The sequence below is a fragment of the Campylobacter concisus genome (assembly GCF_003048605.1).
GTDB classification, from domain to species: domain Bacteria; phylum Campylobacterota; class Campylobacteria; order Campylobacterales; family Campylobacteraceae; genus Campylobacter_A; species Campylobacter_A concisus_BM.
On record NZ_PIRX01000008.1, the window covers coordinates 1 to 18,292 of the forward strand.

The 18,292-nt window shown below is 41.2% G+C and carries 18 protein-coding genes; 3 read left to right on the top strand and 15 right to left on the bottom strand.

Translation table 11 applies throughout. The features are described 5' to 3' along the window. The 4 genes from CVS86_RS07495 to CVS86_RS07510 all read right to left on the bottom strand — a co-directional run. Positions 1 to 1,033 (bottom strand): cache domain-containing protein (locus tag CVS86_RS07495; RefSeq protein WP_159070817.1); only part of this gene is annotated, 1,033 nt, incomplete at its 3' end. 128 nt (positions 1,034 to 1,161) lie between these two features. Then, positions 1,162 to 1,932 carry a transporter substrate-binding domain-containing protein gene (locus CVS86_RS07500; protein WP_107791477.1) on the bottom strand — a complete coding sequence of 257 codons (771 nt, stop codon included), beginning with the start codon at positions 1,930 to 1,932 and terminating at the stop codon, positions 1,162 to 1,164. Between the two features lie 12 nt (positions 1,933 to 1,944). Further along, positions 1,945 to 2,673: an amino acid ABC transporter ATP-binding protein gene (locus CVS86_RS07505; protein ID WP_107791478.1), complete on the bottom strand. Its 729-nt coding sequence runs from the start codon at positions 2,671 to 2,673 to the stop codon at positions 1,945 to 1,947. Further along, entirely contained in the window at positions 2,666 to 3,376 is a 711-nt protein-coding gene (locus CVS86_RS07510) for an amino acid ABC transporter permease (protein WP_234399252.1), read from the bottom strand. The genes CVS86_RS07505 and CVS86_RS07510 overlap by 8 nt, the downstream gene beginning before the upstream one ends. 146 nt (positions 3,377 to 3,522) lie before the next feature. Here CVS86_RS07510 and putP point away from each other — a divergent pair, with 146 nt between their 5' ends. Beyond that, positions 3,523 to 5,010 (top strand): sodium/proline symporter PutP, encoded by a 1,488-nt coding sequence (putP, locus tag CVS86_RS07515; protein WP_021092063.1) that lies wholly within the window; start codon positions 3,523 to 3,525, stop codon positions 5,008 to 5,010. A 48-nt stretch (positions 5,011 to 5,058) separates the two neighbouring features. Here putP and tsaD read toward each other — a convergent pair whose 3' ends face one another. The 11 genes from tsaD to CVS86_RS07575 form a co-directional block, all read right to left on the bottom strand. After that, the gene (gene tsaD / locus CVS86_RS07520; RefSeq protein WP_107791480.1) at positions 5,059 to 6,063 is read right to left on the bottom strand and encodes a tRNA (adenosine(37)-N6)-threonylcarbamoyltransferase complex transferase subunit TsaD; all 1,005 of its coding nucleotides are present in this window, start codon (positions 6,061 to 6,063) and stop codon (positions 5,059 to 5,061) included. Next, positions 6,060 to 7,358, bottom strand: a complete 1,299-nt coding sequence (locus CVS86_RS07525) for a M99 family carboxypeptidase catalytic domain-containing protein (protein WP_107791481.1) — start codon at positions 7,356 to 7,358, stop codon at positions 6,060 to 6,062. The genes tsaD and CVS86_RS07525 overlap by 4 nt, the downstream gene beginning before the upstream one ends. Beyond that, positions 7,358 to 8,593 (bottom strand): uracil-xanthine permease family protein, encoded by a 1,236-nt coding sequence (locus CVS86_RS07530; protein WP_107791482.1) that lies wholly within the window; start codon positions 8,591 to 8,593, stop codon positions 7,358 to 7,360. Before CVS86_RS07530 ends, CVS86_RS07525 begins: the two co-directional genes overlap by 1 nt. Next, positions 8,580 to 9,689 (bottom strand): 1-deoxy-D-xylulose-5-phosphate reductoisomerase, encoded by a 1,110-nt coding sequence (dxr, locus tag CVS86_RS07535; RefSeq protein ID WP_107791483.1) that lies wholly within the window; start codon positions 9,687 to 9,689, stop codon positions 8,580 to 8,582. The genes CVS86_RS07530 and dxr overlap by 14 nt, the downstream gene beginning before the upstream one ends. Then, on the bottom strand, positions 9,671 to 10,402 hold the full coding sequence (locus CVS86_RS07540; RefSeq protein WP_107791484.1) for a phosphatidate cytidylyltransferase: 732 nt from the start codon (positions 10,400 to 10,402) through the stop codon (positions 9,671 to 9,673). The genes dxr and CVS86_RS07540 overlap by 19 nt, the downstream gene beginning before the upstream one ends. A 175-nt stretch (positions 10,403 to 10,577) precedes the next feature. Next, positions 10,578 to 10,730 carry a hypothetical protein gene (locus tag CVS86_RS07545; RefSeq protein WP_234399253.1) on the bottom strand — a complete coding sequence of 51 codons (153 nt, stop codon included), beginning with the start codon at positions 10,728 to 10,730 and terminating at the stop codon, positions 10,578 to 10,580. Positions 10,731 to 11,073: 343 nt separating this feature from the next. Then, positions 11,074 to 11,793, bottom strand: coding sequence for a fumarate reductase iron-sulfur subunit (locus tag CVS86_RS07555; protein ID WP_004317555.1), 720 nt, complete (start codon positions 11,791 to 11,793; stop codon positions 11,074 to 11,076). After that, positions 11,786 to 13,804: a fumarate reductase flavoprotein subunit gene (locus CVS86_RS07560; protein ID WP_107791486.1), complete on the bottom strand. Its 2,019-nt coding sequence runs from the start codon at positions 13,802 to 13,804 to the stop codon at positions 11,786 to 11,788. Before CVS86_RS07560 ends, CVS86_RS07555 begins: the two co-directional genes overlap by 8 nt. A 14-nt stretch (positions 13,805 to 13,818) precedes the next feature. Continuing rightward, positions 13,819 to 14,517: a fumarate reductase cytochrome b subunit gene (locus CVS86_RS07565; protein ID WP_035160410.1), complete on the bottom strand. Its 699-nt coding sequence runs from the start codon at positions 14,515 to 14,517 to the stop codon at positions 13,819 to 13,821. Positions 14,518 to 14,636: 119 nt separating this feature from the next. After that, positions 14,637 to 15,452, bottom strand: a complete 816-nt coding sequence (gene lgt / locus CVS86_RS07570) for a prolipoprotein diacylglyceryl transferase (protein WP_107791487.1) — start codon at positions 15,450 to 15,452, stop codon at positions 14,637 to 14,639. A gap of 36 nt (positions 15,453 to 15,488) precedes the next feature. Continuing rightward, on the bottom strand, positions 15,489 to 16,124 hold the full coding sequence (locus tag CVS86_RS07575; RefSeq protein WP_107791488.1) for an IMPACT family protein: 636 nt from the start codon (positions 16,122 to 16,124) through the stop codon (positions 15,489 to 15,491). Between the two features lie 126 nt (positions 16,125 to 16,250). Here CVS86_RS07575 and galU point away from each other — a divergent pair, with 126 nt between their 5' ends. Both galU and CVS86_RS07585 read left to right on the top strand, forming a co-directional pair. Next, positions 16,251 to 17,072 carry a UTP--glucose-1-phosphate uridylyltransferase GalU gene (gene galU, locus CVS86_RS07580; RefSeq protein WP_103630602.1) on the top strand — a complete coding sequence of 274 codons (822 nt, stop codon included), beginning with the start codon at positions 16,251 to 16,253 and terminating at the stop codon, positions 17,070 to 17,072. Then, complete coding sequence (locus tag CVS86_RS07585; RefSeq protein WP_107791489.1) at positions 17,069 to 18,289, top strand: glucose-6-phosphate isomerase; 1,221 nt, start codon at positions 17,069 to 17,071, stop codon at positions 18,287 to 18,289. The genes galU and CVS86_RS07585 overlap by 4 nt, the downstream gene beginning before the upstream one ends. Positions 18,290 to 18,292: the final 3 nt, after the last annotated feature.

Genomic DNA, 18,292 nt, shown 5'->3' on the forward strand with positions numbered 1-18,292 from the left:
CCATTTGACCAAATTCATCTTTAGATGTTATCTCTATAGGCTGGGCTTTGTTTGTCTTATGATTTAGTAGATCAAAGAAAGATAGTAGGCCTGTTTTTAGTTTGAGGATAATTTTTAGGAGGTAAGAAGATAGGTAAAGTGAGAGCAATAGTCCTAAAATAAGCACCACCACAAGCACTCCGACAGACGCATAAGCAAGTGAGTTTAGATCCTCTAAAAGCTCATCTTTGTCAAGCTCGCCGATCAGATACCAGCCCATACTTTTGATATATTTCGAGCCGATCAATAAATTTCTTCCATCTTTATCTAGCGATATGTAGCTGCCGTTTTCGTTGATTAGCTTTTTAAGATTTGCTTCGCCTACTATATCTTTTAGATTGCCGCTTTCATCTTTGCCGATTTTGATGTCTCCTTTTTCATCGACTAGTAGAAATTTACCGCCACGACCTATCTTTTGTGACTGGACAAAATTTACTATCTCGCTTAAATTTACGCCAGTCGCTGCGATACCATAAAATTTATCATCTTTTTGAACTTTGTAGTTTATATACATCATTATCTTGCCGCTGCCGTCTTCAGCCTTGTTGATGTCGATTAAGCTTAGGCTGCTGCCATCTTTTAAGGCGTAGTACCACTTGTCATTTTCTGGGTTAATGACCTTTAAAATTTTGTCTTCGACGTAGTAGTTTAGGGTTCTATCTGAGCCAAACATTATCGTATCTAGCTTTAAATTTTTAGCAAGAGTTTGAAAATAGTCAAACAAGACCTTTCTGCCGTGCTCATCCTCGCCGTTTTTAACCCAGTCTATTAAAAAGCTATTTTGAGTTATTTGATAAGAAGCGTCGATTATCTTATCGATGTAAGATTCTATTTTATAGCCAACTTCATTGATAGCAAGTGGAAATTCTTTACTTTCGACCCTGTCGGTATATAAATTTTTAGCCATATTATAGGTAATAAGGCCGACTACACTGACACAAACCAAGATCATGACACTTAGCACAAGTGCCGTTCTCATCCTGAGTGACTTCATTATATTCTCCTTAAATCAAATTGACAATTTTATTACAATATATTTAAATAACATTTAATTTTATAAATTAGAAATTTGTGAGATTTTTTGCAAGAAGCATCTTGCCTCTTGCAAATTTATATTAGGATTTATTTTTTAAGGTCGTATTTAGCTAGCATTTTGTCAAATTCGCCAGATTTTTGTAGCTCTTCGATCGCAGCATCTATCTTTTTGATAAGATCAGTATGTTTGCCCTTATCAAATGCCATCGCAAAGCCCTCTGTGCCGTCAGGAAGTCTTAAAAACTCCTCTAAGTCTGGATTTTGTTTCAAAAACTCAACACCTATTGGGCTATCTGTTAGTACAACATCGATCTTACCGGCATTTAGTGACATTATGGCAGAGGCTACATTTTCAGCTGGGATTGACTGAGTTGTGATATTTTTAGCTGCCTCTTCTTGAAGTGTGCCAACTTGAGCTGAAATTTTCTTATCTTTAAGGTTCTCTTTATTTACATCTGAGCCTTTTTTGCGGATAAATAAATTCTCTGAAAAATAATATGGTTTAGTAAAATCAACCGACTTTCTTCTCTCATCAGTAGCGCTCATACCGCTTATCGCGATATCTATCTTGCCAGTTTTTAGTGCTGAGATGAGGCCGTCAAAATTCATATTTGCAACGTCAAATTTGATCCCAGTTTTTTTAGTGATCTCATTTAGAAGATCGATCTCAAAGCCAACGATCTGATTTTTCTCATCAAGGTACTCAAACGGAGGATAATCAGCGCTTGATCCGACCTTATAAACTACCTCTTTGCTAGCTTCTGGCGCATTTGCCGCACTTTTTTTACTGCTATCATCGCCACAACCTATAAAAAATACTACTAACCCTAATGTTAAAAATTTTAAAAAATTTTTCATTTTTATCCTTTATTAGTGGTTTAAAATTTTGCCTAAAAACTCTTGTAGACGCTCATGCTGAGGATTTGTAAAGACATTTTTTGGCGTGTCATCAACGGCTATCTTGCCTTTGTCCATAAAGAAAATTCTATTTGCAACGTTTCTTGCAAAGCCCATCTCATGGGTCACCACAAGCATCGTTATACCCCTTGCTGCGACATCTTTCATGATATCAAGCACCTCGCCGATCATCTCAGGGTCCAGCGCGCTTGTCGGCTCGTCAAACAGTATCACCTCAGGCTCCATAGCTAGGCTTCTAGCGATCGCAATACGCTGCTTTTGACCGCCTGAGAGCTTGTGCGGATAGGCAAATTTCTTATCGCTTAGCCCAACGCTCTTTAGCAGCTCCTCCGCCCTCCTCTCAGCACTCTCTTTGTCTAAGATACCAGCTTTTATCGGAGCTAGAGTCAAATTTTGCAAGACATTTTTGTTTGCAAAAAGGTTAAAGTGCTGAAAGACCATACTTACTTTTTGACGAATTTTATTTATGTCTGATTTTTTATCCAAGATATCTTCGCCATTTATCTTGATATGCCCGCTATCTGGCTCTTCAAGGCGGTTTATGCAACGCAAAAATGTACTTTTGCCGCCGCCACTTGGACCAATTATCGCTATGACTTCGCCTTTTTTGATATTTACGCTAATGTCATTTAAAACACGTAAATCGCCATAGCTTTTGTTTAAATTTTTAATCTCAATCATGGCGATTTAGTCTCCTCTCAAGTAGTTTCACCAAAAGGGTGAAAAATTTAACGCTCACATAATATACAATGCCCGTAAAAATGACTGGCTCTGGGCTGTAAAAGACCGCTTGAAGGCTCTTGCTTTGCATCGTAATATCAACGACACTTATGTAGCCAACGACTGAAGTCTCTTTAAAAAGCGATATAAACTCGTTTGCAAGTGCTGGCAAGATATTTTTAGTAGCTTGTGGGAAGACTATCTCACGCATCGAAACGTAGTAGTTTAGCCCCATCGCCCTAGCTGCCTCCATTTGCCCTTTATCAACGCTATTTATGCCGCTTCTTACGATCTCAGCGACGTATGCTGAGCTATTTAGTCCAAGTGCGATCACAGCGACGTAGAAGTTATCGCTCCAAGTGGCGAAAATCACCACTGAAAATATTAGAAGTTGAAGTATTACAGGCGTTCCACGCAAGATGTCGATATACTCGTCTATGACGAAATTTAAAACCTTGATATCTAAAAATTTAATAAAAGCTAAAACAAATCCAAGCGTTATACCTATGACGATGCCACCTATCGTAAGGCCAAGTGTTACTCCATAACTTTTGATATATGCGATCTCTTGCGCCTCACTAAGATCTCTTGGATAGAAAAAGTATGTTCCAAGTGAGACAATTATTATAAAAAATAGAAATTTGGCTAAATTTTGAGCGTTCAACTTCATCCTTTCTTTAAAATGTAGCCTTAAATGATACGAAAAAAAATATATCATTTTGCTTAAATGAATTTAAGGATTGTCTTAGCATTGAAATTTAAATAAATTTGTAATAACATAAGCGTTTTATTTTATTTGAAAGGAAATTTATGAGCTTTGGGTCTTATTTAGCCATCGCCATCTATTTTGGTTTCTTGCTCTTCATCGGACGATATTTCTACGATAAAAATGCAAGTATGAACGAGTATCTACTGGATAACCGCCAAATGGGTCCAGTCGTCACCGCACTTAGCGCTGGCGCTTCTGATATGAGTGGTTGGATGCTACTTGGCGTGCCCGGGGCCTTATACGCAACTGGCGTTGCAAATGTCTGGATGATAGCTGGCCTTATCGTGGGAGCTTACTGCAACTACTTATTTCTAGCAAAAAGGCTTAGGGTCTATACTGAGGTTGCGAGCGATAGCATCACGATACCTGATTTTTTAGAAAACCGCTTTAAAGATAGGACGAAAATTTTAAGGATTATCTCAGGTCTTATCATCTTGATATTTTTCACACTTTACGTAAGTAGCGGCATCATCGCTGGCGGCAAGACTTTCGAGAGCTTTTTTGGCTTAAAATTTGCATACGGAGCGGTCTTTACGCTCATAATCGTAGTCTTTTACACATTTTTTGGCGGGTTTAAGGCTGTTAGCATAACTGACGCATTTCAGGGGCTTTTGATGTTTTGCGTCCTAGTTTCAATCCCAGTCGTGGCATATCTAAATTTAGACTTGCCAAGCGATACAAATTTGATAAAAGAGATAAGCAGACTTGATGCAAATCACCTAAATCCATTTAGAGACCAGACTTTCTGGGGCATTTTGGGCCTTCTGGCTTGGGGCTTTGGCTACTTTGGACAGCCACATATCATCGTTAGATTTATGGCGATACGCGACTCAAAAGAGCTTGCAAAGGCAAGAAGGATCGGCATTGGCTGGATGACGATCGGCCTACTAGGTGCTATCATGAGCGGACTTATCGGCTTTGTCTACTTTAGCCAAAGAGGCGGACTAAGCGACCCTGAGACCGTGTTTTTAAAGCTTGGTGAGCTACTTTTCCCACCATTTTTTATAGGCATTATCATCTCAGCCGTGCTTTCAGCGATCATGAGTACCATCTCAAGCCAGCTCTTAGTCACTTCAAGCTCGGTCACAAAGGACTTCATCTTTGCCTTTTATAAAAAAGAGGTGAGTCAAAGCACGCAAACAGCGATCAGCCGCTATGCAGTCGTGGTCGTGGCGATAATTGCCACAGTGCTTGCCTTTATCTCTACAGATAACGTTCTAAACGTCGTTGGTAACGCTTGGGCTGGATTTGGCGCGAGCTTTGGTCCGGTGCTTCTTTTTAGCCTTTACTGGAAACGTATGAGCGCACTTGGAGCGCTTGCTGGTATGATAGCTGGCGGTGCGACCGTGATATTTTGGATAACATCAGGGCTAAATGCCTATGTTTATGAAATTTTACCTGGCATTTTAACCTCAAGCCTAGCCATCATCATGGTCAGTATCTGGGGCGACGCGATAAATAAAATGACTAGCGAGCCACACGAGCAAGTGATAAAAGATGAATTTGAAAAGATGAAAACAAGGCTTTAAATTTAAGCAAGGTGGCTAGCTTTAGCCACCATCAAATTTACTCTAATTTTAAATTTCAAACTTCTTAAAGCTAACCCTTGGATTTATAGTTAGCTTATCATGTGAGATAAACTCTTTTTTTAGGTATTTTTCGCGACCAGCTCTTGCTATCATCAGCGCATTATCAGAGCAAAAAGAAAGTGGGGCTAGCAAAAGCTCGCACCCATTTTTTTGACAAAGCGCTTTAAGCCTTTTGCGTAAATTTAAATTTGCACTTGCTCCGCCAACCACGCCAAAACGCTTAAAGTTTCTTAGCTTAAAAACCTTTTCAAGCTTATTTAAAATGTGTTCGCAGGCGGTATTTTCAAAGGCGTAGCAAATATCTGAGATATCTTTTAGTGTGATGGTTTCAAGCTTTGAAATTTCAACTCTGACTTGGTTTTTAAGCCCTGAAAAGCTGTACTCAAGGCGTTTGTCGTGAAGAAGCGGGACGGTAAATTTAAACCTATCTTTATCCTCGCATAAAAGTGCGTTTTGCTGCACAACAGCACCCCCTGGATAGCCAAGATCAAGCATCTTTGCCACCTTGTCAAAGCTCTCGCCAAAGCTATCATCGCCAGTGCTTGCAAGCTCTAAAATCTCACCATTTTCGTCAATCTCAAGAATCATCGTATGTCCGCCACTTACTAGCAAAACTCCAAGTGGGAAGGTTGCTTCGTGGTCTAAAAATAGCGAGTAGATGTGGCCAACTAGGTGATTTACAGCAATTAGCGGTATATTTAGGGCGATGCTTAGCGCTTTTGCCATACTCACACCACCTATTAGGCTCACGCTTAGCCCTGGCTCGTTTGTCACAGCGATCGCGTTTATATCTTTTAAATTTGGCAAGATATCATTTAAAAGCGCTGGCAGCGCCTTTGTATGAAGCCTTGCTGCAAGCTCTGGGACCACACCACCAAAAATAGCGTGCTCCTCTTCTTGCGAGATCTTTTTATAATAAATTTGCTCTAACGTGCCTTCATCTATAAGTGCAACAGAGCTGTCATCGCAGCTACTTTCTATGCCAAGTATCATCTAAACTCCGCTAGTATCATGCCAGCAAATTTCTCTTTGCCACTTTCGCTTTTGTAAAACTCAACTCGGTAAATTTTGCCATCTTTATCTATGCTATAGCTTTTGTTTAGGCTGTTTTTATCGATCTCTTGCTCGCTCTCATCAACGCTTTTAGTGCCGTATCCTATGACATTTACGCGCACGTTTTTGATAGCTTTTATCTTAAAACTCTTTTTAACGCTAAATTTATCGCCACTTTTTAGCTCCTGCTCATTGCCATCGCTCAAGAGAGAAATTTTATCAAGTGGCTTTGCAAACTCGAAGTATTGCGGCTTTAGCCTTGTGACATAGCGGTTGCCATACTGCACTTTGTAGGTGTCGTTATCTTTTATGACGGCGATTAGCGGATTTGGCGAGTGGTAGCTTAGCTCGCCCTTTTTAAATGGCACGAAGCTTATCACTGGTTTTAAATTTTTAAGACTAAGAGCGTAGCTGTCAAATAGCTCAAGCCTGATCTCTTTTTCGATCGCCTTTTTCACGCTTTTGACATCGAGCTCAAATGGCCTAGTAAAGCTAATGCCAGCCTTTTTCATATACTCCTCGATCGCTATAAGGTGATAATATGTCCTTTGCTCGGCGTTTAAATTTTTGCTAGCTTCGTTTGCAAAGGCGGACTTGTTTTGCGTGATCGCGTAGTAGGTGAGGCTTTTTAGCATCTCTTTGTCGCCCATCGCTGTGTGCGTATTTTTTACGTGATACTGATGTTTTGGATCTATAAGGTGCTTATTTAGCACGTCTTTTACACTTGATGCGATGCTTTCAAGCTCTGGATACTTTGAGCCTGGCAGTGTGCTTTGGTCGATGATGCAGGTGTTGCCCCATTTGTCTGGATTTTCGTCCTTGCTTATAAATTTATCTCTATAATATCCGCTACCATCGTGTAAATTTAATATGAGAGTGACGTTTTTGTCGGTGATGACGTCTTTTATCTTCATCACTGAATTATAGTCTGGATCGTCCTTTTCGACGTGGGCAAATTTTCTATTCATATCGCCCTTTGTGCCGCGACTTCGCTCGATGATACTTGGGAAATTCAAATTTGGCACGACCCAAAGTGAGCCTTTTGTGATGTTATAGTCAGTCGCCACGATAGAGGCCGCCAAAAAGCCGCCTGGCTCGTCGCCTTGTATGCCACCGATTAAGAGCATAGTATTGCTACTTGGCTCACCTTTTTTGATAAGTGCATAGTCTAGTGCGCCTGCATTTGCAAGGCTTGCAGCCGCTAGAGCTGCTAGAAAAAGTCTAAATTTACGCATTAATATCCTTCGTAATGCTTTGTCTTTGGCAAAAGCAAATTTAAAACTATACCAGTAACCGCGCCAAGTCCGATACCTGAAAATTTAACCGCACCAAGGTCAAGCACCATGCCGCCGATGGCAAAGATGAAGATGAGGGCTACGATTATCATATTTCTAGGATCGGCAAGATCGACTCTGTTTTTTATAAGTGTCTCCATGCCAACGCTTGCGATGATGCCAAAAAGTAGCAGCATGATGCCGCCGATGACTGGAGCTGGGATGGTCGAGAGCACCGCGCCAAGCTTGCCAACGAAGGCTAGCACGATAGCAGTGATCGCTGCAAAGGTCATGATCGCTGGATTATACGCTTTTGTAAGGCTAACTGCGCCTGTGACCTCTGAGTAGGTAGTGTTTGGCGGACCACCAAAGGCAGCAGCTAGTGAGGTGGCTAGTCCGTCGCCTAAAAGGGTATTTTTAAGCCCTGGATTTTTCAAAAAGTCCTCTTTTGTGACGTTTGAAATGGCGAGCATATCGCCGATGTGCTCGATCGCTGGGGCGATGGCGATAGGTATCATATAGATGATCGCTTCGAGTTCAAATTTTGGTGCGCTAAAGCTTGGCACTCTAAACCAAGGAGCGCTTGCGATGGCGCTAAAATCAACCATGCCAAAGCAGTAAGCCACGATGTAGCCAGCGATGATGCCAAGCAAGATCGGTATGAGCCTAAACATCCCGCGTCCTAGCATCATGACAACGATAGTAGCGATAAGCGAGGTGGCTGCAACTATCATCGCTACGTTTTGAGTGTAGGTCTGGGTAGCTGAAGTAGCCATCTTAACGGCATTAGGAGCTAGTATCAGACCTATGGTCATGATGACAGGGCCAACGACAACTGGAGGCAAAATTTTATGCAAAATTTTCTCACCGCCAAAGCGAACCACAAGACTTAGCGCGACGTAGAAAAATCCAGCAAATATAACGCCGCCCATGGTCACTGGTATGCCCCATTTTTCGATGCCGTACTGAAGTGGAGCGATGAAGGCAAACGAGCTTGCTAGAAAGATAGGTGGGACGTTTTTTCTAGTTATTAGCTGAAAAAGCAACGTGCCAAGGCCAGCTGTAAAGAGCGCGACATTTGCATCAAGACCCGTAAGGATAGGCACGAGCACGAGCGCACCAAAGGCGACAAATAAAAACTGCACACCGATCAAGCTTTGCTTAATATCAAATTTATACCCCTCATACCTTTGCATTTAGCATCCTTTTTGCGTATTCTCTAACCTCTTTATCAACTTCATAAATTTCATCTACGCTTGAAATTTTAAGACTCTTAAATTTTTTTGCTGAGCCTAAAATAAGCCTTGAGATATCCAAAAATGAGCACTTTTTCTCTAAAAAGCTAAATACTCCAATCTCGTTTGCAGCGTTTATTACAACACCTAGATCAGGACTAGCTAAGACTTCATCTTTTAGCGAAAAGACTGGATATTTTTTAAGGCTGATCTTGTGAAATTTGATATTTTTTAGATCAAGTAAATTTGCGTGCGAGACGATATTTTGCTCAACTTTTTCAAAGATAGCATGCGCGATAGCTAGCTTCATATCTGTGCGTGAGAGATGCATCGTGCTTGAGCCGTCGACAAACTCGACTACGGCATGGATGGCTGAGGTTGGCTCTATCACGGCCTCGATATCTTTGATGCCGTAAAGCCAGTAGGCCTCCATCACCTCAAAAAGCTTGTTTGTCATCGTCGCACTGTCAATCGTTATCTTTGCGCCCATGTCCCAGTTTGGATGTTTCAAAGCGTCGCTTGGCGTGGCACCTTTTAGAAATTTGATCGGTTTTTTATAAAATGCCCCGCCACTTGCTGTGATGATGAGCTTGCTTGGGGTAGTTTTATTTTCTAGTAGAAATTTAAGCCCAAAATGCTCACTATCAATGGGCAAAATTTCTCTTGTTTTTAAAAATTTACCGCCAACGACAAGGCTCTCTTTGTTTGCAAGTGCCAGCCTTTTACCAAGTGCTTGCGTCTTTAGACTAGGAGCAAGCCCAGCAAAGCCAACAAGGGCGTTTATCACCTTTTTTGAGCTTGAAATTTCAAGCATTTCTAGCAGTCCAGCCTCACCAAAAAAGATGTTTTTAGCCTCAATGTTTTTTACATTTTTAGCTAGCTTTTCGTCGCCCACACAGACAAATTTTGGCTTAAATTTTAAAATTTGCTCGTTTAACAAAGCTACGTTTTTAGCGCAGCTTAGCGCCTCAACCTCTACATTAAATTTCACGCAAAGCGCTAGAGTATTTTTGCCGATCGAGCCAGTTGAGCCAAGTATTACCACGATAGCGACCAAAGTAGCGCAACAACGCCAAATAAATAGCCATCTATCCTATCAAGCATACCGCCGTGTCCCGGGAAAAGCGCGCCGCTGTCTTTGACGCCACAAAGTCTTTTTAGGTAGCTTTCAAAGAGATCTCCCCAGACTGCAAAAACGCAGACTAAAAAGCTTGAAAATAGAATTTGGAAAAAGCCTTCTGTTACGAAATTTCCAACGACGCAGCCAACTACCGTGCCTAGCAAGACGCCGCCTGCTGCGCCTTCGATGGTCTTGTTTGGTGAGCTTGGGCTAAATGGGTGCTTGCCAAAGGCTTTGCCGACAAAAAATGCCCCACTATCGCTTGCCACGACGCTTAAGATAAGCCACGCAAGATAGCCCATGCCATACTCTGAGTAGAGCATCCACATCATAAAGATAGGAGTTGTCGGATAGACAAAAGGGGCGACTAGCTTTAAATTTTCGCTTTTTATGTGTGCAAGGATAGATGCTACCAGCATGATCGCAAGGATCGCGATGAAGATCGGATTTGTAAAATATGTAAGCACGTAAAATGCGAGTGCTGCATAAACTAGCTGTTTGTGATCGATGCCATAAAGCTTGAGCGACTCATTAAAGGCAAAGTAAAGCACAGCGCCAAGCAAAATAAAATTTAAAATATAATTATCTATAAAAAAAACTACCAAAATAGCAACAAACATCAAAACGCCAGTGATAATGCGTGAAGACATACACTCTCCTTAAAATCGTTATTTTGCCGTAATTATAACACTTAAAATTTAGACGGCGTTTATAAGAGTGAAATTTGGTTTAAAATGTGTTTTGAGTTGGTAAATTTTAGGTTTATTTGGGTGGCAGCGCAAAAAATTTATGTGATAAAAGCAAAAAGATTGCTTATTTTCGTATCTAGAAATTATTTTCCTCAAAAAAGTCGGTGTCGATCTTGCAAATTTCATAAATTTGGCTTGTTTGAACGCCTACTTTATACTTTATCATTAGCTCGGCTAGTCTGTCGCCATCTAATCCTTTATTTGTAAGACATCTAGTTCCATAGTCCATTTTTTTTCTAAAATAATAGATAAATTTTCATCAATTTTTGTAATCTTAAAAGCTATAATCACCGCATGAAATATATAAGCTTAACAGAGTTTTTCTCTGATAATATCAATTTATTTATGAACGTAATCGCTTCATTATTTGCGCTATTTTTTTGTTTTAGTGTTGGTTTTGATCTTTTATTTTTTATTACCTTGCCGCTTGGCTATATAATGGGCTTAGTCTTGTCGTTTCCGCTTTTAATATTTGTATTTTTCTTATTTGCAGCGCTAGATATTTGTATCTGTATCTTGGCGTCAGTTTGTAGAGTTTTTAAATAAATTTGGGGCTTTTTACAGCCCCTTTGCTACTTTATAGCAGCCATTTTCCTGCGCATATAAGCTATGCGGCTTTGAAGTGGTAGATGTTTTGGGCAGTTATCTTCGCAGCCAAGCAAAGTCATACAACCAAATACGCCATCATCATCGCCGATTAGCTCGTAAAAGTCCTCGTCAGTTCTCTTATCAAGCGCGTCTATCTTAAATCTAGCAACCCTGTTTAGACCAACAGCGCCGATGAAATCAGGTCTCATGATAGCTGTTCCGCAAGATGCGACGCAAATTCCGCACTCTATACAGCGATCAAGCTCGAAAACTTCTTGGGCGACTTCTGGCTCAACTTTCTCTTCAAGCTTAGAGATATCTGTCTCATGATCTGTGTGTATCCAGCTCTCGACACGCTTACTCATAGCGTTCATCCAGTTGCCAGTATCTACGCTTAGATCTTTTAGTAGTTTAAAGACTGGCAAAGGCATAAGCTCGATGACACCGCTTTCAAAATCTTTTGTTAGAGTTCTGCAAGCTAGGCTTGGTTTGCCATTTACTAGCATGCCACAACTTCCGCAAATTCCCGCACGACAAACAAAGTCAAAGCTAAGATCTGGATCAAATTTCTCACGAATTTGATTTAACGCGATAAATAGCGTCATACCATCAGTCTCTTCAAGCTCATAAGTCGCAAAATGAGGCTTTGAAACTTTGCTTAAAGGATTGTATTTAAAAGCTTTTATGGTTATTTTTCTACTCATTTCCTATACCTGCTCTTTCATTTGGTGCTTTATATTTTGGTTGAAGGTCATAGTGCATCAAAGCCTCTTGAATTTCTTGTCTGCTCTTGCCTTCTGCTTGCATTTTCTCGCGAATTTCATCGACCTCTTTTTGGCGGATAGCGCTGTTTGGATGCTCGATGATATTTCCTTTTGCACCATAACCTCTAAATGCTGGCGGCATCTCCATCTTCATGATATCAAGTGGCTCATAAGTGATAGTTGGCATAGTGTCGCCTTCTTTCCAGCTTGTAAGCGTTCTGTTTAGCCAGTTAAGGTCATCTCTCTTTGGATAGTCTTCACGGCAGTGAGCACCACGGCTCTCTGTTCTATCAAGCGCACCTTTTGCGATACAAAGCGCTAGTTTTAGCATCTTTGGCACACGGTAAGCCTCTTCAAGCTCTGGGTTGCCAAATAGTGCTTTGTTGCTTACTTTTACATCAAGTGACTCTTTATATAGTGCTTCAAGCTCTTTAACAGCAAGCTCTAGACCTTTACCTGTTCTAAATATCGCAACGTGCTCCCACATTACCTCTTTCATCTTGTTTTTGATATCAAAGACGTTAAATTTACCCTCTTTATTGACAAGACTTAGTAGATAATCTTCTTGTTTTTTAACAAATCTCTCGATATCAGCTGTATTTATCTCGATCTCGTGGCTAGCGCAATAATCTGCAAAATAATCACCAACGATCATACCAGCGACAACTGTCTCAGAAACTGAGTTACCACCAAGGCGGTTAAAGCCATGCATATCCCAGCAAGCAGCCTCGCCAGCACTAAATAGACCAGCTAGTGTTGGGCTCTCGCCAGTTGGTTTTGTCTTGATGCCGCCCATTGAGTAGTGCTGCATAGGTAGGATCGGTGCCCAGCCTTTGCCACGCTGATGTCCTGTCTCGTCGGTATATACTTCAGTGTCAGCAGGATCGATGCCGTTAAAAATTTCGCAAATTTCTTGAACGTCACGTAAATTTTTCTCGATGTGCTCACGTCCAAGGATAGAGATATCAAGCCAAACGTGATAGCCATAAGGGCTAGGCACACCTTTGCCTGCACGGATGTGCTCCATGATACGGCGGCTAACGACGTCACGGCTAGCTAGCTCTTTTTTCTCTGGTTCATAATCAGGCATAAAGCGGTATCCATCAACGTCACGTAAAATTCCGCCATCACCACGGCAACCTTCTGTTAAAAGAATGCCAGATGGGACGATCGGAGTTGGGTGAAACTGAACAGCTTCCATGTTACCAAGCTGAGCTACGCCAGTCTCAAGTGCGATCGCAGCGCCGATACCTTCGCAAACAACAGCGTTTGTAGTGTGTTTATAAACTCTACCATAACCGCCAGTCGCTATAAGTGTGCCTTTTGAAACATAAGCTGTGATCTCGCCATTTACTAGGTCACGAACGATCGCGCCGTAACAGCGGTTATTTTGGTGTATCAAAGCGATCGCCTCTTTGCGGTCGTGAATTTCTACATTGTGCTTAAGCGCTTCGTTTGCAACAGCAAAAAGCATGGTGTGACCAGTTGCGTCAGCTGTGTAGCAAGTTCTCCACTTTTTTGTACCACCAAAGTCACGTGAGTGGATAAGGCCATGAACCTCTTCTTTTTCAACGATAGTTGTCTTTTGAGCGTTGATGATAGCGCTTCTTTCGCCTTTTGTGATCCTAGTCCAAGGCACGCCCCAAGCTGCAAGCTCACGGATAGCTTTTGGAGCAGTTTGACAAAACATACGTGCAACTTGTTGATCGCAACCCCAGTCGCTACCTTTTACTGTGTCAGCAAAGTGGACATCTTCGTTATCGCCTTCACTCATTTTAGAGTTACCAAGGCTTGCTTGCATGCCGCCTTGCGCAGCAGCAGAGTGAGAGCGTTTTACAGGGATGAGGCTCAAAACTACGGTACTTAAGCCCTTTTCTCCAGCAGCCACAGCAGCTCTAAGACCAGCTAGACCGCCACCAATTACCAATGCGTCATAATATTTTACATTCATCTTCTAGCTCCTTTTTAATGGCTGATCCACACGAAATCGGCGATTAGCGCGATCACAGCAAGTATGCCATAAATGACAAATACAACTGTCTTTGCCTTATTTCTTTTAGCAAACATTTCGTGTTTATTTACGCCATCAATGCTTACCCATTTGACATATAAGCGGTACATGCCAACGCTAGCGTGAACGACCATGAAAACAAGTAGTGCGAAGTAGAAAATTTCTAGTTTGTGAAAAGCAGCGGCTGATTTATCAGCAGTGATGTGTCCGCCAAAGATGATGTCGATGAGGTGGGCGCTTGCTGCAAAAAATAGAGCAAAGCCTGTTAAAAACTGGAACCACCAAAGTGTGGTATCAAGGTGCTTCATGCGGTCTTTGTGGCCTCTAAACATTAAGTATTGTCTGTAATTCGCAGGAAATTTTCTCATTGCCAAGAAGGCGTGAGTTACAAAAACTACAAAGATAACAGCAGCTATAACATTTGTGATCCACCAAGTAGCCTCGCCAAATAAAAATTTAGCCTCTGCAAATCCTACGACAGCGTTAAATGCGTCTTTGCCAAGTAGTATAGTAGAAGTAAAAACCATATGGCACAATATGAAACAGGCTAGAATAAATCCTGTAATACTTTGCCATCTATCCCAAGCGGCTGGAGTGCGGCTTTTTTTGCCGTCCGACCGTTTCCCCAAAAAACCTTCTATAAGCCCGGTCATGAGCCCTCCTAAGAAATTTGAAATAAGTTATCATTTCTTAATACTAATTTAAACATTAGCATTAATTGATAAAGCTAATGTTATCAGAACTTTACTTTAATAAATTTTAAATATTGACATTAAATTTTCGTAAATCTCTTATAGAGTTTAATATAGACAAAAATTCCAAACACGCACATAATAAGTGATAAAATTTGCCCCATTGATAGACCAAAAATAATAAATCCAAGTCCAGAATCAGGCTCTCTGTAAAATTCACAAATAAATCTTGCAAATGTGTATAAAATGGCGTAAAGTGCTATGAGCTCTCCATTAAATTTCTTATATTTTCTATATAAAAATAAAATGACAAAAATAACTAAGCCTTCTAAGAATGCCTCGTAAAGCTGGCTTGGATGTCTTGGCTGACCAAAGACATTTATCGCCCAAGGCACGTCTGTAACCCTGCCAAAAAGCTCTTGATTTAAGAAATTTCCTATCCTGCCAAAGGTGTAGCCAAAAGGTATGCAAATGGCGCAAAGATCAAGTAGCTGCCATGCGTTTTGCTTATATCTTTTGCAAAATAAAACTGTCGCTAGCAAAAAGCCAACCACAGCGCCGTGATAGCTCATGCCGCGAATTCCTATAAACTCGCCGTTGTGGATTGGATTAAAAATTTGCCAAGGCTGCGTTAGATAATATCCCGCTTCGCCAGAATAAACTAAAACCCAGCCAAGTCTAGCGCCTAAAATGACGCCTATCTCTACCCAAAAAAAGTAATTATCCAAAAGTTGATTTGAGATAGGGATATCATCTTTTTTAACGAGATACTTTGCCATGGCAAGCGCCAAAACAAGGGCTAAAATATACATAAGCCCATACCAGTGCACGCTAAAGCCAAAGAGGCTAAAAGCGACTGGGTTAAAGTGGTTATAAATGTCGTTCCAAATTTCCATTTTTTACTTTCTTTTTAAATTTATGTGATTTTACAATTAATAAATAAACAGCGCTTTGCTACCAAGTGGCAAGGCTATAAATTTAAACTCGCTTGCTTCAAATTCTTTGCAAAATTTAAATAGCTCGGCAAACTCGGCTTCGTTTAAATTTACGCTCCAGATCGCTCCAACATCATTAAATTCCCTTTCAAACTCGCTTAAATTTTTAGTGGCGAAGTAGTGCTCAAAGCGGCTCATCAGCGAAAATGGCGTAAAAAATTTAACCTCATCTTTTAACTCAAATTTCATCACGCCACCATCTTTTATAGCCTCGTTTATCGCTTCATTCACAGCCCCTGAGTAGGCTCTAACAAGCCCTCCAGTGCCAAGCTTTATCCCGCCAAAGTAGCGAACTATCAAGACCCCAACGTTTATAAGCCCCGCCCCTCTTAGCGCGTTTAGGCTTGGCTGGCCGCTAGTGCCCTTTGGCTCGCCATCATCGCTTTGATTTTCAACGATTTGTCCATATTTGTTTAGCTCTCTTGTCGCCCAAACTACGTGAACGGCCTTAAAATGCTCCTCTTTTAGGTGTTCGTGCAAGCTTTTAAACGAGCTTATAGGGCACAAAAATGCTAAGAAATTTGACTTTTTTATATCAAGCTGGGCTTTGAAAATCCTATCAATCGTCTGCAAATTTGCTCTTTTTTAAAAATTTTAAAAATCTTATCAATTTGCTAATTAAAGCCTTGTAAATTCAAACAAATTTATATTATTAAGGAAAAGATAGTAGAATTTTGCAATTTTTTACGAAGGACTAAAATGATACAAACTTGCCTATTTCCAGCGGCTGGATATGGAACGAGGTTTTTACCAGCTACAAAATCGCTCCCAAAAGAGATGTTGCCGATCCTTACAAAACCGCTCATTCACTACGGCGTTGATGAGGCGCTTGAGGCTGGCATGGATAATATGGCCTTTGTCACAGGACGCGGAAAAAGGGCGCTTGAGGACTATTTTGATATCAGCTACGAGCTAGAAAAAGAGATCGCAGGCAGCCAAAAAGAGTCACTGCTTAGCGAAGTTAGAAATTTAATGAGCTCATGCACATTTTCATTTACTAGGCAAAATGCCATGAAAGGGCTTGGACACGCCATTTATACAGGCAAAACACTAGTTCGAGATGAAGCTTTTGGGGTCATTTTGGCAGATGATCTATGCATAAATGAAAATGGAGAGGGCGTGCTTTCGCAAATGGTTAAAATTTATGAAAAGTATCGCTGCAGCGTTGTTGCAGTGATGGAGGTGCCAAAAGAGCAGACCAAGTCTTATGGCGTCGTAAGCGGTAGGTTTATAGAAGATGATCTCATAATGGTTGATGATATGGTTGAAAAGCCTGATCCTGCCGAGGCTCCGACAAATTTAGCGATAATTGGCCGCTACATCCTAACGCCAGATATTTTTAACATCTTAGAGCGAACAAAACCAGGCAAAAACGGCGAAATTCAGATCACTGACGCGCTAAAAACGCAGGCAAAAGATGGCATGGTGCTAGCTTATAAATTTAAGGGCAAGAGATTTGACTGCGGCAGTATCGACGGCTTTGTCGAGGCTACAAATTTCTTTTACGAGCGCAGTAAATGATAGAGACTTCATTTAAATTTAACTTTGCAAGTAGCGAGGTCATCGACTCTTATGCCAAACGCATAAACGACGAGTACGAAAGTGGCGAGATAGGCTACTACCACCTACCAGCTCTTGGGCAAAATTTGCTTGGTGAGATCGAGGAGTATAAAAAGGGGCTAGCTAACATCAAAAACGTCGTGCTAGTTGGCATTGGCGGCAGCAGTCTTGGCGTAAAGGCGCTAAAATCAATGCTTGATGGCACAAAGGGGATAAAAAGAGAGCTTTTATTTTTAGACAACGTCGATCCTTGCAGCTACAAAAGCACGCTTAATGGGCTAAATTTTGACGAGACACTTTTTATAATAAGCTCAAAATCAGGCAACACGATCGAGACGATCACCATTTTTAAGTGCTTGCTTGATGACTTTAAGCCTCAAAATTTAGGCAAAAATTTCCTCATCATAACTGATCCAGGCACAAATTTAGAAAATTTTGCCAAAGAAAATGGGATCAAATTTTTCAATATCCCAAAAAATGTTGGCGGGAGATTTAGCGTGCTAAGTGCTATCGGTCTTGTGCCTCTTGGAATTTGTGGCTACGATATAAAGGCACTTTTGGAGGGCGCGCTTGCTTGCAAGAAGCAATACATCGAGCAAAAAGATAGCTCAATAGTCGCTAAAGCCTACCACTACGCCACTAGCAGAAATGCCAGCATAAACGTCATTTTTAGCTATTGCGATAGATTTTTTGAATTTAACGACTGGTACGTGCAGCTTTGGGCGGAGAGCCTTGGTAAAAAAAGAGGCTATAAAAGGGTCGGCCTTACGCCAGTTGGACTTGTCGGCAGTCGTGATCAACACAGCTTTTTGCAGCTTATCATGGACGGCGTAAAAGATAAGAGTGTGACATTTATAAAGATAAAAGATCACGCGAGCGACAAGACTATCCCAAATTTAAGCCTAAAAGGGCTTGAAGAGTGTGATTTTGTGGCGGGTCTAAGCCTAAATGAACTTATAAATTTGCAGTGCGACGCGACGGCTATGGCGCTGGTGCAAGAGGGCATAAGTGTCGATACTATCACGCTTGAGAGGCTTGATGAGTTTCATGCTGGCTGGCTCATTTTTTACTACGAGCTACTAACCTCGGCCACTGGTATCATGCTAGGCATCAACACCTACGATCAGCCAGGTGTTGAGATAGGAAAACGTATCTTAAAAACCATGCTTTTAAAGTAGAAA